Raw genomic sequence first — 14,625 nt, 5'->3', positions numbered from 1 at the left:
AGATGACCGCACCGATCACCTCGCCCACCCCGATCGATTCGACCACCTCGCCCACCCCGGTCGATTCGATCACCTCCCTCCTCGTCGCCAACCGGGGCGAGATCGCCGTCCGGATCTTCCGCACGGCCCGCGACCTGGGCCTGTCCACGGTCGCCGTGCACTCCGACCCCGACGCCGACGCCCTGCACGTCCGCCACGCCGACGCGGCCGTCCGCCTGCCCGGGGCCGCGCCCGCCGACACCTACCTGCGCGGCGACCTCCTGATCGCGGCGGCCCGCGCGGCCGGTGCGGACGCCGTGCACCCCGGCTACGGCTTCCTCTCCGAGAACGCCGGCTTCGCCCGGCAGGTCCTGGCCGCCGGCCTGACCTGGGTCGGCCCGCCGCCCGAGGCCATCGAGGCCATGGCCTCCAAGACCCGGGCCAAGGAGCTCGTGCGCGCCGCCGGCGTCCCCCTCCTCGACCCCGTCGACCCGGCCGCGGCCACGGCCGCCGACCTGCCGCTTCTGCTCAAGGCGGCGGCGGGCGGCGGCGGCCGCGGGATGCGCGTCGTACGCGACCTGGACTCCCTCAAGGAGTCCCTGGAGGCGGCCCGGGCCGAGGCCCTCTCGGCCTTCGGGGACGACGAGGTCTTCGCCGAGCCGTACGTGGAACGCGGCCGGCACGTCGAGGTGCAGGTCCTCGCCGACGCCCACGGCACCGTCTGGGCGCTCGGCACCCGCGACTGCTCCCTCCAGCGCCGCCACCAGAAGGTCATCGAGGAGGCCCCCGCCCCCGGCCTGCCGGAAACCCTGCGCGAGACCCTGCACACGGCCGCCGTAGCCGCCGCCCGCGCGGTCTCCTACCGGGGCGCGGGCACCGTCGAGTTCCTCGTCGGCGCCGACGGCCGTCCGTACTTCCTGGAGATGAACACCCGCCTCCAGGTGGAACACCCCGTCACCGAAGCGGTCTTCGGCCTCGACCTGGTCGCCCTCCAACTGCGCATCGCCGAGGGCCGGCCGCTTCCCCTCACCCCGCCCACGCCCTCGGGCCACGCCGTCGAGGCCCGGCTCTACGCGGAGGACCCGGCGCACGACTGGCGCCCGCAGACCGGGGTGCTGCACACCCTCGACCTCCCCGGCCACGTCCGCGTCGACACCGGCTTCACCGCCGGGGACACCGTCGGCGTCCACTACGACCCCATGCTCGCCAAGGTCGTCGCCCACGCCCCGACCCGCGCCGAGGCGGTCCGGATCCTGGCGGACGCCCTGTCCCGGGCCCGGATCCACGGCCTGACCACCAACCGCGACCTCCTCGTACGCTCGCTGCGCCACCCCGAGTTCGCCGCCGCCCGGCTCGACACCGGCTTCTACGAACGCCACCTCGACGCCCTCGTCGAAGCCGGCCCGGACCCCGCGCTCGCCTGTCTGGCCGCGGCCCTCGCCGAAGCGGCCCCGGCTCCCGGCGCCCCCCTCGCCGCCCGCCTCGGCGGCTGGCGCAACCTCCGCTCCCAGCCCCGGGCCCGCCGCTACACGGTGGCCGGTACCGAGTACGAGGCCCGCTACGACCCGGTGGAGGACCCGGACGTCCGCGTCCTGGAGGCCACTGCGGACACGGTCGCCCTCGAAGTCGCCGGAGTCCGGCGGATGTTCCACGTGAAACGCAAATCGAACACGGTCTACGTGGACTCCGTGCTCGGCTCCCACGCCCTCGTGCCCGTACCCCGGTTCCCCGATCCCCAGGACCGCACCGAACCGGGCTCCCTGCTCGCCCCCATGCCCGGCACCGTCGTCCGCATCGCCGAGGGCCTCGCCCCCGGCAGCACCGTCACCGCCGGGCAGCCCCTGCTGTGGCTGGAGGCCATGAAGATGGAGCACCGCATCCTCGCCCCCGCCTCCGGCACGCTCACCGCGCTCCACGCCGTCACCGGCCGCCAGGTCGAGTTCGGCGCCCTGCTCGCCGTAGTCCAGGAGGACCAGCAGTGATCGAGACCGAAGAGCACCAGGCCCTGCGCGCCGCCGTGTCCGCCCTCGGGCAGCGCTACGGCCGCGACTACCTCGCCCGCGTCGCCCGCGAGGGCCGCCACCCCGACGAGCTGTGGGCCGACGCCGCCAAGCTCGGCTACCTCGGCGTCAACCTCCCCGAGGAGTACGGCGGCGGGGGCGGCGGCATCGCCGAACTCTCCATCGTCCTCGAAGAGCTGGGCGCGGCGGGCTGCCCCCTCCTCATGATGGTGGTCTCGCCGGCCATCTGCGGCACGGTCATCGCCCGCTTCGGCACCGACGCCCAGAAGAGCGCCTGGCTCCCCGGCCTCGCGGACGGCAGCCGCACCATGGCCTTCGGGATCACCGAACCCGACGCCGGCTCCAACTCCCACCGCATCACCACCACCGCCCGGCGCGACGGCGACGACTGGGTCCTCACCGGCCGCAAGGTCTTCATCTCCGGGGTGGACATCGCCGACGCCACCCTCGTCGTCGGCCGCACGGAGGACGCCCGCACGGGCCGCCTCAAGCCCTGCCTGTTCATCGTCCCGAGGGACGCCCCGGGCTTCTCCCGCTCGGTCATCGACATGGAACTCCAGGCGGCGGAAAAGCAGTTCGAGCTGGTCCTGGACGACGTGCGCCTGCCCCCCTCGGCCCTGGTCGGTGGGGGCACCTCCCACGACGAAGTCGTAGGGGGAGAGGACGCGGGCCTCCTCCAGCTCTTCGCCGGCCTCAACCCGGAGCGCGTCATGACGGCGGCCTTCGCCATAGGCATGGGCCGGTACGCCCTCGGCCGGGCGGTGGAGTACGCGAAGACCCGCCAGGTCTGGAAGGAGCCGATCGGCGCCCACCAGGCCATCGCCCACCCCCTGGCGGCGGCGCACGTCGAGCTGGAACTCGCCGGCCTGATGATGCGGAAGGCGGCCGCGCTGTACGACGCGGGGGACGACCCCGGGGCCGGCGAGGCGGCGAACATGGCGAAGTACGCGGCGGGGGAGGCGTGCGTCCGGGCGGTGGACCAGGCGGTGCACACCCTCGGCGGCAACGGCCTCACCCGCGAGTACGGCCTCGCCTCCCTGATCACGGCGTCCCGCGTCGCCCGCATCGCCCCGGTCAGCCGGGAGATGATCCTCAACTTCGTCTCCCACCAGACCCTGGGCCTCCCCAAGTCGTACTGACCTTTTTGACGCGGTCCTCGCACCGCTCAGCGCCGGGGCGCTTCACGGGCTTCGGGCCCGCTGCGCCGGACTCCGTCCGTCGGGGTGCGGGGCGGCGCCGGTGCCGGTGGGTTGGGTGCGGGTGGGTGGACCGCTGCGCGGGGCTGGTCCCCTACCCTCCCTTCCACCGTTCCCAGGGGCTCCGCCCCTGACCCCGCGCCTCAAACTTCCCCAGCTACCGCTGGGAGGTGCCCCCAGGCGAGGCTGGAGGGTGCCGGCGGGGTTGGATCTGCCGGCCGGGGGTGGGGACGGGGTGGGGTGTCGTCCGGGACTAAAACGAGATGAATTCGGCGCGAGGTACCCCGTACGAATGCAATCCCGATCAGGCGCCGAACATCGAAGCCCGTCCCGGACGACACCCCACCCCGGCACCACCCCCGGCCCCCGCACCCCCGCCCGGCGACCCCGCCCCGCAGGGCGCCGCTCGGCCTTGCAGTGCCGCCCGTAGGGCACCCCGCACCTGCCAACCGCCCGGCACGGCACCCCGCCCCCGAACCCCGCCCGGCAGGGCAACGGCAGGGCACCCCGTACCCGACAAACGCCCGGCCAGGGCAAGGGCTACCCTGCCCCCGAGGGGGGCCGGCCGGGTCCGCCCGATGACCCCTCCGGAGGAGACATGGCCCCACTCGTGCACGCCGCCCGGGCGGCGACCGGCATCACCACCCTCACCCTCGATTCCCCGGCCAACCGCAACGCGCTCTCCGCCCGGCTCGTCGCCGAGCTCCGCGAGGCCCTGGCCGAGGCGGCCGCCGACCCCGGTACCCGGGGGGTGCTGCTCACCCACACCGGCAACACCTTCTGCGCGGGCGCCGACCTGAAGTCCCCCTGCGACCCCGGCGACTTCCTCGCCCTGCTCCGCGAGGTCACCGCCCTGCCCAAGCCCGTCGTCGCCCGCGTCACCGGGCACGTCCGCGCCGGCGGCCTCGGCCTGCTCGGCGCCTGCGACATCGCCGCCGCCGGGCCGCAGTCCTCGTACGCCTTCACCGAGACCCACCTCGGCCTCGCCCCCGCCGTCATCTCCATGACCGTGCTGCCGCGCCTCGACCCCCGCGCCGCCTCCCGCTACCTCCTGACCGCCGAGGTCTTCGACGCCGCCGAGGCCGCCCGCATAGGGCTGCTCACCCTCCACGCCGCCGACGACGTCGACACCGCCCTCGCCCCCGTCCTCGACGGACTCCGCAAGGCGTCCCCGCAGGCCCTCGCCGAGACGAAGGCCATGGTCGCCGCCGGCGTCCGCGAGGCCCTGGACCGCGACGGGGCCCGCCTGACGGAGCTCTCCGCGCGGCTGTTCGCCTCCGCCGAGGCCCGCGAGGGCATCACCGCCCGCTTCGAGCGCCGGGACCCGTCATGGGTACGGTGACCGGCCCCGTCCCCAAGCAGGCCCGCAGCCGCGTCACCCGGCGCCACCTGCTGGAGGCGGCCGTGTCCTGCCTCGCCGAACACGGCTGGGCGGGCTCCACCGTCGCCGTCGTCGCCGAACGCGCCGGCGTCTCGCGCGGGGCGGCCCAGCACCACTTCCCGACCCGCGAGTCCCTCTTCACCGCCGCGGTCGAGTACGTCTCCGAGGAACGCTCCACCGCCCTGCGGGAGCTCTTCCAGACCACCCCCGCCCCGCGCCCGCGCGCCGCGGTCGTCGAAGCCCTGGTCGACCTGTACACCGGCGCCCTGTTCCGCGCCGCGCTCCAGCTGTGGGTGGCCGCGTCCAACGAGGAGCAGCTGCGCCCCCAGGTCGTCGAACTGGAGGCCCGGGTCGGCCGGGAGACCCACCGGATCGCCGTCGAGCTGCTGGGCGCGGACGAGTCGCTGCCGGGCGTACGGGAGACCGTGCAGGGACTGCTGGACATGGCCCGCGGCCTGGGCCTGGCCAACGTCCTGACCGACGACCGGGCCCGCCGGGCCCGTGTGGTCGCCCAGTGGTCGAAGCTGATCGACGCCTCCCTGGGGTGAACCGCCCGGAACGCGCGAGGGCGCCGCCCCCCCCCGGGGGGGGGGGGGGCGCGGGGGGGGGGGGGCGGGTGGGGGGGGGGGGGGGGCGGGGCGCGGCCGGCGTGTAGGGGGGCGGCGGGGCGCCGGCCCGCCCCCCCCCCGGGGGGGCCCCCCCCCCCCCCCGGGGGGGGGCCCCCCCCCGGGGGGGGGGCCGCCCCCCCTCGACGGGGAGGCCTCAGGCGGTGGCGGCGATGTCCGCGTAGCCCTCGATGTCACGGGGGTCCCGGCGGCCCGGGCCCACGTACCGCGCCGACGGCCGCACCAGGCGGCCCGTGCGCTTCTGCTCCAGGATGTGCGCCGACCAGCCGGCGGTGCGGGCGCAGCTGAACATGGAGGTGAACATGTGCGCCGGGACCTCCGCGAAGTCCAGCATGATCGCGGCCCAGAACTCCACGTTGGTGGCGAGCACCCGGTCGGGGCGGCGGGCGTGCAGCTCCTCCAGTGCGGCCTTCTCCAGGGCGGCGGCGACCTCGTAGCGCGGGGCGTCCAGCTCCTTGGCGGTGCGGCGCAGCACGCGGGCGCGCGGGTCCTCGGCGCGGTAGACGCGGTGGCCGAAGCCCATCAGCCGCTCGCCCTTGTCGAGGGCCTTCTTCACGTAGGCCACGGCGTCGCCGGTGCGCTCGATCTCTTCGATCATGCCGAGGACGCGGGACGGCGCGCCGCCGTGCAGCGGACCGGACATGGCGCCCACGGCACCCGACAGGGCGGCGGCGACGTCGGCACCCGTCGAGGCGATGACGCGCGCCGTGAAGGTGGAGGCGTTCATGCCGTGCTCGGCGGCGGAGGTCCAGTACGCGTCGACGGCCTTGACGTGCTTGGGGTCGGGCTCGCCCCGCCAGCGGATCATGAACCGCTCGACGACGGACTCGGCCTTGTCGATCTCGCGCTGCGGCACCATGGGCAGGCCCTGGCCGCGGGCGGACTGGGCGACGTACGACAGTGCCATGACGGCGGCCCGGGCGAGGTCGTCGCGGGCGGTCTGCTCGTCGATGTCGAGGAGGGGTTTCAGACCCCACACGGGGGCGAGCATGGCCAGCGCGGACTGCACGTCGACGCGGATGTCGCCGGAGTGCACCGGGATGGGGAAGGGTTCCGCGGCGGGCAGGCCGGGGTTGAACGCACCGTCGACCAGGAGGCCCCAGACGTTCCCGAAGGAGACGTGGCCGACCAGGTCTTCGATGTCCACCCCCCGGTAGCGGAGCGATCCGCCTTCCTTGTCCGGCTCGGCGATCTCCGTCTCGAACGCGACGACCCCTTCGAGTCCGGGTACGAAATCGGACATCAGGCGGCTCCTCAGGTAGTGCGAACACGCGCGGTTCCCGGCGTGATTCGCGGTCCGACGCGGTCATCCCCGTTGATGCCCGGCACGGCCGAAGGTCATCCGTGCGGGAACCCTCGGACCGGCCCCAAGATTTTGTCCGTTCCGGTGGGCGTGCGGAAGCGTGACATACGGCACACCGGCACGCGGCGTACTGCGGCAGGATGACCGTGTGACCGATCAGGACATTGACCCCGCCGTCATGCGCAAGCAGTACCGCTCCGAGATCGTCGAGGAGGCGGGCCTCGCCGACGACCCGATGGCGCAGTTCGCCCTGTGGTTCCAGCAGGCGGCCGACTCGCACCTCTTCGAACCCAACGCGATGGTCGTCTCGACCGCGACCGCCGAGGGCCGGCCCAGCTCGCGGACGGTGCTGCTGAAGCAGTTCGACTCGCGGGGCTTCGTCTTCTTCACCAACTACGGCTCCCGCAAGGTGCGGGAGATCGACGAGAACCCGTACGTCTCGCTGCTCTTCCCCTGGCACCCGATCGCCCGGCAGGTCATCGTCACGGGCCGGGCCGAGCGGATCGGCCGGGACGAGACGGCTGCCTATTTCCGGTCGCGTCCGCACGGTTCGCAGCTGGGGGCGTGGGCGAGCGAGCAGTCCACGGTGATCGGCTCGCGGGCCGAGCTGGACCGCCGTTACGCGGAGCTGGCGGCGCGCTATCCGGAGGGGGAGCGGGTGCCGGTGCCGCCGGAGTGGGGCGGGCTGCGGGTGCTGCCCGACGCGCTGGAGTTCTGGCAGGGGCACGAGAACCGGCTGCACGACCGGCTGCGGTACGTGCTGGACGGGGACAAGTGGCGCGTCGAGCGCCTCTGCCCGTAAGGGGGCCGCGGTCGCGGCCGGGGGTTGCGTCCTGCGGCCCCCGGGGGCCGGGGCCGGCGGGGCCTGAACGCAGGCGACCCGCGGTCTCGGGTTCCTCTCCTGCAGTGAGAGGAGCCGGCCGGACGTGCCGGCGAGACCACGGGTCGGGTGACTGCTTGGGATTGGCGCCGGGCGGCTTCCGCCGGGCACCGCACTGGGTGCGTTGCTGACGACGGGCCCTTAGCCCGCAGCCACCTCACGCGTCCGGTTTCCGTACATTTCGGGAACCACCTCCCTTCTTGTGTACGGCAGAGCCTAGATCGGTGTCCCGGCGCCCTCAAGCGATTTAATGCGCGGGTTTCCCGGCGGACATTCCGGGAGGTTTCCGGGAGGATTCCGGGAAGCGGGTGTGGCCTGGGTCACGTTCCAGTTCAATGATCTGACGTGCCGCACACGCGAACACCTGCAGGGGGTGCCAGGTGAGTGCTTCCGGGCGTAGTGACACCGCCGACGATCTGCTCGCAGCGCTGCTCGACGGGATGGACGCCGCCCTGTGCGCGTTCGACGCCGACGGCGTGATCACCCACTGGAACCGCGAGGCCGAGCGGATCCTCGGCTGGAGCGCCGCCGAGGCGGTGGGGCGGCGCGGGTTCGCCGGCTGGGCGGTCCGGGCCGCCGACGCGGACGACGTGCAGGACCGGCTGATGTCCGCGCAGGACGCGCCGGGCCGGCAGGTGCACGAGTTCGCCCTGCTGACCAAGGACGGCGGGCGGATCCTCGTACGGACCCAGTCCGCCGGGGTGCCGGGCGCCGACGGGAAACCGGCCGGGGTCTACTGCGCCTTCAGCGAGGTCCACGCCCAGATCGACCTGGAACGCTCCATCGCCCTGAGCGAGGCGCTGATGGACGACGCCTCCTGGGGGGTCGTCCTCGTCGACGTGGACCTGCGCCCGGCGGTGGTCAACGCGCACGCCGCCCGCGCCTTCGGAGCCGGGCGCAGCGCGCTGCTCGGGCGGCCGCTCGGGGACCTGCTGGAGCAGGGCGTCGAGGAGCTGGAGGGCGCGCTCCAGCACGTACTGGCCGAGGGGGCGCCGCCGGCGCCGCTGGAGCTGTGGGTGTCGGTGCGGACCCCGGAGGGGGTGCGGCGGCGGTGCTGGCGGTGCGGGTTCCTGCGGCTGGGGTCGCCGCTCGCGGAGGAGCCGGTCCCGCTGGGGGTGGGCTGGCTGTTCCAGGACGTCACCGAGGCCCGGCAGGCCGAGCTGGACACCGGGCAGCTGCGGTTCCGGGCCAACCAGCTGTACCGGGCGGGGCGGGCCGCCGCCGAGTGCGAGGACCCGGCGGAGGCGGCCGCCGTACGGCTGGACTTCGCGCTGGCCGGGTTCGCGGAGCACGCGCTGCTCGACGTACTGGAGCCGGGCGCGGGCGGGCGCCTGGTCCGCTCGGCGGTGTCCCCGTCGGGGCTGGCGCCGCTGCTGCCGGGGCCGGGGGCGATCCCGGTGCGGTACGAGGCCGCGCACCCGGCGCTCCAGGCCCTGGACCGGATCGGCCCGGTCCGGGCCAGTGCCCCGGCCGGCGAGGCGGCCGACGCGTGGGCCCGTGCCCGCCAGTGGCCCCCGGGCGCGACGCACGCCCTGTGCGCGGTCCTGCGCAGCCGGGGCCGCACCCTGGGCGCGCTGACCTTCCTCCGCGGCCCGTCCCGCCCGGCGTTCGACCGCGCGGACGCCCTGTACGCGGAGGAGGTGGCGGCCCGCGTCGCCGCGGACCTGGACCTGGCCCGCCGCCCGTCCTGACCCGGGCCGGGGGCCTAGTGCCGGAAGAAGATCCGGTCCCCGTACTCCTGCATGACGCGCCCGTTCCATTCGTGCCCGCCGTCCACGTTCCCCGACCTCAGCAGCGGCGGCTCCATCCCCCGGGCCGCCAGTTCCCCGGCGGCGGCCGCCATCACCGCCTGCATGATCGCGCTCGTCACCACCGTCGACGCGGGGGCGAACGGCGCTTCGATGCCGTCCAGCGACAGCTCGGCGTCGCCGACCGCGATCTTGCTGTCGAGCACGACGTCGCAGTGGTCCTTCAGGAAGGTGCCCGAGACGTGCCGAGACTTCGTCCCCGTCGCGTACGCCACCGACGTCACGCCGATGACCTTCAGCCCGATCGCGCGCGCGTTCATCGCCATCTCGACCGGCAGGGCGTTCCGCCCGGACAGCGAGATGATGACGAGGACGTCCCCGGCCGAGGCGGGGCTGCTGTCCAGGACCGCTCCGGCGAGCCCGTCGACACGTTCCAGCGCGCTGCCCAGCGTCGCCGGCATGACGTCGACGCCCGCCGTGCCGGGGACGGCGAGGAAGTTCATCAGCGCGAGCCCGCCGGCCCGGTAGACCACGTCCTGCGCGGGCAGGGAGGAGTGCCCGGCGCCGAAGGCGAAGAGCCGGTTCCCGGAGGCGACGGCCTCGGCGATCACGGTCCCGGCCTCGTTGATCCGGGGGCCCTCCTCGTCGCGCACCCGCTCCAGCAGGCCGATGGCGGCGTCGAAGAACTGCCCGGCCAGCTTGCTCTCGCTCATACGCCGTAGGCCCTTCCAGGGTGTGGGGTGTCGGGTGTGCGGCGGCTGCGCCGCCGTGGTTCGCCGTGGTCCGCCGCTCACCGTGCGGTCTGGACCAAGGGCGTGTCAATACGGCCGTCAATCCGGGTGCGGGCGTGCTCCGGCGGGATGTCCCGTACATGCCTTGACGTTCTGGGGCGCTCGACGCGGGACGGTTGTCGGCCCGATGCGTCAGAATTGGGGACAGGGCCAGCGCACGCAATCCGAGGGGCACGAATGTCCGGACTGATCGACACCACGGAGATGTATCTCCGCACCATCCTGGAGCTGGAAGAGGAAGGTGTGGTCCCCATGCGCGCCCGGATCGCCGAGCGGCTGGACCAGAGCGGCCCGACGGTGAGCCAGACCGTGGCGCGCATGGAGCGTGACGGGCTGGTCGCGGTGGCCAGCGACCGGCACCTGGAGCTGACGGACGAGGGCCGCAAGCTCGCGACGCGCGTGATGCGCAAGCACCGCCTCGCGGAGTGCCTGCTCGTCGACGTCATCGGCCTGGAGTGGGAGCAGGTGCACGCGGAGGCCTGCCGCTGGGAGCACGTGATGAGCGAGGCGGTGGAGCGGCGGGTGCTGGAGCTGCTGCGCCACCCGACCGAGTCCCCGTACGGGAACCCGATCCCGGGCCTGGAGGAGCTGGGGGAGAAGGCCGAGGCGGACCCGTTCCTGGAGGACGGCATGCTGAGCCTGTCCGACCTGGACCCGGGCACCGAGGGCAAGACGGTGGTGGTGCGCCGGATCGGCGAGCCGATCCAGACCGACGCACAGCTGATGTACACGCTGCGCCGGGCGGGCGTGCAGCCCGGTTCGGTCGTGAGCGTGACGGAGTCCCCGGGCGGGGTGCTGGTCGGCAGCGGCGGCGAGGCGGCGGAGCTGGACGCGGAGATCGCCTCGCACGTGTTCGTCGCCAAGCGCTAAGCGCCAAGCGCTGAAGCTGAAGCCGAAGCCGAAGCGGGAGTCGATGCCGAGGTCGATGCGGAGGCTGAAGCCGAAGCGGTCTGGCTGACGTACCGAGGGTGTTGACGGCCGGCGGCCAGGCGCCGCCGGCCGGCCGGAAGCAAGGCGGTCCCGGCGCCTTCCGGCGCCGGGACCGATCCTCCCCTTGCTGACCTGGAGCCCCGAGCTCTCAAGGTCATCCCCTTCGGACCGTCTTCCCCGAGCGGCCCGCCTCCCTGCTGAAAGGATCTCCATCGGCAGCGGCGGTCAATCCTTGAGCAAGGTCACTCGAAAGAGCGGTGTTGTCGGCGAGACGCCCGTTTTCGAATGCGGGTTCGATAGTCTGGCCGGGAGCGAAGGGGGTGCATCTTCGGTGGTACAGCGCATCGATGTCACAGGTGCCGACGGCGTACGCCTGGCCGCCTGGGAGTTCCGGGACCCGCCCGCCGAGCCACGGAAACCGGCGGTCCTGTTACTCCACGGTCTGATGGGCCGCGCCCTCCACTGGGCCGGTACCGCGCGCTGGCTGGGCGAGCACCGCCGCGTCATCGCCCTCGACCAGCGGGGCCACGGCCACAGCGGCCATCCCGCCCCCGGCCCCGACCGGCACGCGCGCCTGGGCCGCGAAGCCTTCGTCGCCGACGCCGAGACCGTCATCGAACAGCTCGGGCTCGGCCCCGTCATCCTCATCGGCCACTCCATGGGCGCCCTCACCGGCTGGCAGCTCGCCGCCCGGCGCCCCGATCTGGTCCAGGCCCTCGTCATCTGCGACATGCGGGCCTCCGCGCTCGGCGAGGCCTCGCAGCAGGAGTGGCAGGAATGGTTCCGCCGCTGGCCACTGCCCTTCCCCACGCAGGACGCCGCCCGCCGCTGGTTCGGCGAGGACGACCCCCGGGTCGAGCGCCCCGACCCCGGCCGCGGCGCCTTCTTCGCCGAGGTGATGCACCGGGCGCCGGACGGCTGGCGCCCGCTCTTCTCCCGCAGCCAGATGCTGACCGTCCGCGAGACCTGGGTGCACGACGCGCACTGGGAGGAGCTGGCCCAGGTCCGCTGCCCCACCCTCGTCGTCCGCGGCCTGGACGGCGAGCTGGGCCGCGCCGAGGCCCAGGAGATGGTCCGCGTCCTCCCGGCCGGCCAGTACGCCGAGATCCCGGACGCCGGCCACTACGTCCACTACGACCAGCCGGCCGCCCTGCGCGCCGCCCTGGAGCCCTTCCTGGAAGGGGCCGCCGTGTCGTAGCGACCAGCCGTCGTCAGTCCCCGACCGTGAGGACGATCTTGCCGCGCGTCCGGCGGCCGTCGCTCAGCTCGTGCGCCTTGCCGGCCAGCTCCAGCGGCAGCACCGCGGCGACCTCCGGCCGCAGCAGCCCGGCCTCCACCAGCGCGGCGATCTCCCGCATCCCCGCCTGGTCGGCCTCCACGGCCATGAAGACGGCGCGCACCCCCAGCGGGCGCGCCGCCTCCGCCAGCCGGGCCTCGGCCGGGGAGGCCAGGGACACCACGATCCCGCCGGGGCGCAGGACGCGCAGCGAGCGCGGCCCGTACTCCCCGCCGACGGCGTCGACCACGACGTCGACGGGCTCGACCGCGCCCCCGAAATCGACGGCCGTGTAGTCGACGAGCTCATCGGCGCCGAGTCCGCGCAGGAACTCGTGGTGGGCGGCGCGGGCGGTGCCGATCACGTACGCGCCGCGCGCCTTCGCGATCTGCACGGCCAGGTGCCCGACCCCGCCCGCCGCGGCGTGGACCAGCACCCGCTGCCCGGGGCGCACACCGGCGGTGTCCACCAGCGCCTGCCAGGCGGTGAGCGCGGCCAGCGGCAGCGCGGCGGCCTGTACGTGGGTCAGTGCGGCGGGCTTGCGGACCAGGTGCCGGGCGGGGGAGGTGACGTACTCCGCGTACGTGCCCGCCGGTACGGGATGGCGCGGCATGCCGAACACCTCGTCGCCCGGGGCGAGGGTGGTGACCCCGATCCCGACCGCCTCGACGACCCCGGACACGTCCCAGCCGAGCCGTACCGGCTCCCCGGCCAGCCCGCCGGTGGCCCGGTGCCACGAGTCGGTCGGGTTCACCCCGGCCGCGTGGACCCGTACGAGCACCTCGGCCGGCCCGGGCTCCGGCCGCTCCACCTCCACGACCCCGAGCACCTCGGGCCCGCCGAACCCGTCCTGAGCCACTGCGCGCATGCTGCCGTCCCCCGTTCTCCGCGGGGCTCCGTCGGCCCCTTCGAAGATCAAGGTTTCCGCACCCCACCCACCCGAACGAGTGGCAAGACTGCCACCATCTGAAAGAATCTTGCCATGCCTGCCCCCTCTGTACATCGAGTCGTGGTCCTGGCCCTGGAGGGCGTCTACCCCTTCGAACTGACCATCCCGGTACGCATCTTCGGCACGGCCGAAGGTCCGGGCGGCGAACCGCTCTACGAGGTCCTCACCTGCAGCCTGGACGGCGCCCCGGTGACCACGAGCGCCGACTTCACCATCACCGTCGCCCACGGAAGCGAGGCGCTGCGCACCGCCGACACCCTGGTCATCCCCCCGTTCACCTGCGGCGTCGAAGGGTCCCGCGACTGGCTGCCCGCCGAACTGGCCGCCGCCCTCGCCCTCCTCCCGCCCCGCGCCCGCATCGTCTCGATCTGCACGGCCTCGTACGTACTCGCCGCCGCGGGCCTCCTCGACGGCCGGCGCGCCACCACGCACTGGAACGAGGCGCGGAACTTCCAGCAGGCCTTCCCCGAGGTCGAGGTCGACGAGAACGTCCTCTTCATCGACGACGGCCAGGTCCTCACGGCGGCCGGCGTCGCCGCCGGGATCGACCTGTGCCTGCACCTCGTGCGCCGCGACCACGGCAGCGAGGTCGCCAACCGGGTGGCCCGGCTGTGCGTGGTCCCGCCGTGGCGGGAGGGCGGCCAGGCCCAGTACATCGAACGCCCCATGCCGGAACCGGAAGCCGCCACCACGGCCGCGACCCGCGCCTGGGCCCTGCGCCACCTCAACGAACCCCTGACCCTGGCGCAGTTGGCGGAACACGCCCGCATGAGCGTGCGCACCTTCTGCCGCCGCTTCGTGGAAGAGGTCGGCACGCCCCCGGGCCAGTGGCTGGCCCAACGCCGCGTGGACCACGCCCGCCGCCTCCTGGAAACCACCGCCCTCCCGGTGGACCAGGTAGCCGCCCAGTCGGGCTTCGGCACCTCGGCGTCCCTGCGCCAGCACCTGTCGGCCACCCTGGGAGTCTCCCCGACGACCTACCGCCAGTCCTTCAGGGCGGCCGCGGCCACACCCTGACGCGTGCCCGTTACCGTTCGGGCCATGGACCGCCTCCTCCACCTCGGCCGCACGCTCGACGACCTCGACCCGCCCCGCTGGGGCGTCCCGGACGCAGACGCGACGCCTCTGATACGCAAGGTGCACGCGCTGCGGACCGTCCCGCTGGGGGAACTCCGCCCGGCGGACCTGCGCATGCTCGTCTCCCAGCAGGTGGCCCTGCGGTACGTCCTCCCGCTCGCGGTGCGCCTGCTGCTGGAGGATCCGCTGCTGGACGCGCACTTCTACGGGGGCGACCTGCTGCACGCCGTACTGCGTGCCCCCGCCACCACCTGGGCACTGCTCCCGGACCTGCACGCCTCCCTCCGGGCGGCGATCACCGCCCTGCCGGCGTCGGCGCTGGCGGACCTCCCCCGGGACACCGCGGAGGCCAGCGCCGCCTTCACGGGCTAGCTGTATTGACCCGCAGCGTTGTTCACGCGGCTGATGGGCGGGTTTCCGCCCAGTGCTGTGTGGCAGCGGTGGTGGTTGTAGGTGTGGAGGAAGTCT

13 protein-coding genes and 1 pseudogene are annotated in these 14,625 nt (G+C 74.2%); 10 read left to right on the top strand and 4 right to left on the bottom strand.

The window, feature by feature from the left end; all coding sequences use genetic code 11:
• The first annotated feature begins 2 nt into the window (after positions 1-2).
• From ACQKM2_RS35430 to ACQKM2_RS35415, 4 genes are all read left to right on the top strand, one after another.
• Entirely contained in the window at positions 3-1,961 is a 1,959-nt protein-coding gene (locus ACQKM2_RS35430) for a biotin carboxylase N-terminal domain-containing protein (RefSeq protein WP_427717101.1), read from the top strand.
• A complete protein-coding gene (locus ACQKM2_RS35425) occupies positions 1,958-3,139 on the top strand; it encodes an acyl-CoA dehydrogenase family protein (RefSeq protein WP_427717100.1) in 1,182 nt (393 codons plus the stop codon). Before ACQKM2_RS35430 ends, ACQKM2_RS35425 begins: the two co-directional genes overlap by 4 nt.
• A 655-nt stretch (positions 3,140-3,794) precedes the next feature.
• Complete coding sequence (locus ACQKM2_RS35420) at positions 3,795-4,538, top strand: enoyl-CoA hydratase family protein (RefSeq protein WP_427717098.1); 744 nt, start codon at positions 3,795-3,797, stop codon at positions 4,536-4,538.
• Positions 4,526-5,125, top strand: coding sequence for a TetR/AcrR family transcriptional regulator (locus ACQKM2_RS35415; protein ID WP_427717096.1), 600 nt, complete (start codon positions 4,526-4,528; stop codon positions 5,123-5,125). The genes ACQKM2_RS35420 and ACQKM2_RS35415 overlap by 13 nt, the downstream gene beginning before the upstream one ends.
• 214 nt (positions 5,126-5,339) lie before the next feature.
• Here ACQKM2_RS35415 and ACQKM2_RS35410 read toward each other — a convergent pair whose 3' ends face one another.
• A complete protein-coding gene (locus ACQKM2_RS35410) occupies positions 5,340-6,446 on the bottom strand; it encodes a citrate synthase 2 (RefSeq protein WP_042801415.1) in 1,107 nt (368 codons plus the stop codon).
• A 238-nt stretch (positions 6,447-6,684) separates the two neighbouring features.
• Between ACQKM2_RS35410 and pdxH the strand changes: the two genes are divergently transcribed.
• Both pdxH and ACQKM2_RS35400 read left to right on the top strand, forming a co-directional pair.
• The gene (gene pdxH / locus ACQKM2_RS35405; RefSeq protein WP_427717131.1) at positions 6,685-7,308 is read left to right on the top strand and encodes a pyridoxamine 5'-phosphate oxidase; all 624 of its coding nucleotides are present in this window, start codon (positions 6,685-6,687) and stop codon (positions 7,306-7,308) included.
• Between the two features lie 458 nt (positions 7,309-7,766).
• Positions 7,767-9,077 (top strand): PAS domain-containing protein, encoded by a 1,311-nt coding sequence (locus ACQKM2_RS35400; protein WP_427717094.1) that lies wholly within the window; start codon positions 7,767-7,769, stop codon positions 9,075-9,077.
• Between the two features lie 14 nt (positions 9,078-9,091).
• Here ACQKM2_RS35400 and ACQKM2_RS35395 read toward each other — a convergent pair whose 3' ends face one another.
• Positions 9,092-9,847: an SIS domain-containing protein gene (locus ACQKM2_RS35395; protein WP_427717093.1), complete on the bottom strand. Its 756-nt coding sequence runs from the start codon at positions 9,845-9,847 to the stop codon at positions 9,092-9,094.
• A gap of 255 nt (positions 9,848-10,102) precedes the next feature.
• Between ACQKM2_RS35395 and ACQKM2_RS35390 the strand changes: the two genes are divergently transcribed.
• Together ACQKM2_RS35390 and ACQKM2_RS35385 are read left to right on the top strand one after the other, a co-directional pair.
• Entirely contained in the window at positions 10,103-10,795 is a 693-nt protein-coding gene (locus ACQKM2_RS35390; protein ID WP_427717091.1) for a metal-dependent transcriptional regulator, read from the top strand.
• Between the two features lie 391 nt (positions 10,796-11,186).
• Positions 11,187-12,053 (top strand): alpha/beta fold hydrolase, encoded by an 867-nt coding sequence (locus tag ACQKM2_RS35385; protein WP_427717089.1) that lies wholly within the window; start codon positions 11,187-11,189, stop codon positions 12,051-12,053.
• A gap of 13 nt (positions 12,054-12,066) precedes the next feature.
• On the opposite strand, the gene ACQKM2_RS35380 is transcribed toward ACQKM2_RS35385, so the two are convergent.
• The gene (locus ACQKM2_RS35380) at positions 12,067-12,999 is read right to left on the bottom strand and encodes an NADP-dependent oxidoreductase (protein ID WP_427717087.1); all 933 of its coding nucleotides are present in this window, start codon (positions 12,997-12,999) and stop codon (positions 12,067-12,069) included.
• Positions 13,000-13,113: 114 nt separating this feature from the next.
• Between ACQKM2_RS35380 and ACQKM2_RS35375 the strand changes: the two genes are divergently transcribed.
• Both ACQKM2_RS35375 and ACQKM2_RS35370 read left to right on the top strand, forming a co-directional pair.
• Complete coding sequence (locus ACQKM2_RS35375) at positions 13,114-14,097, top strand: GlxA family transcriptional regulator (protein ID WP_427717085.1); 984 nt, start codon at positions 13,114-13,116, stop codon at positions 14,095-14,097.
• A 24-nt stretch (positions 14,098-14,121) separates the two neighbouring features.
• Entirely contained in the window at positions 14,122-14,529 is a 408-nt protein-coding gene (locus ACQKM2_RS35370) for a contact-dependent growth inhibition system immunity protein (protein WP_427717083.1), read from the top strand.
• Here ACQKM2_RS35370 and ACQKM2_RS35365 read toward each other — a convergent pair.
• Positions 14,526-14,625: pseudogene (locus tag ACQKM2_RS35365) on the bottom strand (IS481 family transposase); the annotation flags it as partial. The gene ACQKM2_RS35370 and the pseudogene ACQKM2_RS35365 sit on opposite strands and share 4 nt — an antisense overlap.

The organism is Streptomyces sp. NPDC004126 (assembly GCF_050275515.1).
Lineage (GTDB): Bacteria > Actinomycetota > Actinomycetes > Streptomycetales > Streptomycetaceae > Streptomyces.
This window is presented reverse-complemented; position numbering and strand designations above follow the sequence as displayed.

Excerpts from the sequence above, each read along its gene's own strand:
- ACQKM2_RS35410 (WP_042801415.1), bottom strand. The coding sequence starts at position 6,446 with ATGTCCGATTTCGTACCCGGACTCGAAGGGGTCGTCGCGTTCGAGACG.
- ACQKM2_RS35380 (WP_427717087.1), bottom strand. The coding sequence starts at position 12,999 with ATGCGCGCAGTGGCTCAGGACGGGTTCGGCGGGCCCGAGGTGCTCGGG.
- ACQKM2_RS35390 (WP_427717091.1), top strand. The coding sequence starts at position 10,103 with ATGTCCGGACTGATCGACACCACGGAGATGTATCTCCGCACCATCCTG.
- ACQKM2_RS35430 (WP_427717101.1), top strand. The coding sequence starts at position 3 with ATGACCGCACCGATCACCTCGCCCACCCCGATCGATTCGACCACCTCG.
- ACQKM2_RS35370 (WP_427717083.1), top strand. The coding sequence starts at position 14,122 with ATGGACCGCCTCCTCCACCTCGGCCGCACGCTCGACGACCTCGACCCG.
- ACQKM2_RS35395 (WP_427717093.1), bottom strand. The coding sequence starts at position 9,847 with ATGAGCGAGAGCAAGCTGGCCGGGCAGTTCTTCGACGCCGCCATCGGC.
- ACQKM2_RS35375 (WP_427717085.1), top strand. The coding sequence starts at position 13,114 with ATGCCTGCCCCCTCTGTACATCGAGTCGTGGTCCTGGCCCTGGAGGGC.
- ACQKM2_RS35420 (WP_427717098.1), top strand. The coding sequence starts at position 3,795 with ATGGCCCCACTCGTGCACGCCGCCCGGGCGGCGACCGGCATCACCACC.
- pdxH (WP_427717131.1), top strand. The coding sequence starts at position 6,685 with ATGCGCAAGCAGTACCGCTCCGAGATCGTCGAGGAGGCGGGCCTCGCC.
- ACQKM2_RS35415 (WP_427717096.1), top strand. The coding sequence starts at position 4,526 with ATGGGTACGGTGACCGGCCCCGTCCCCAAGCAGGCCCGCAGCCGCGTC.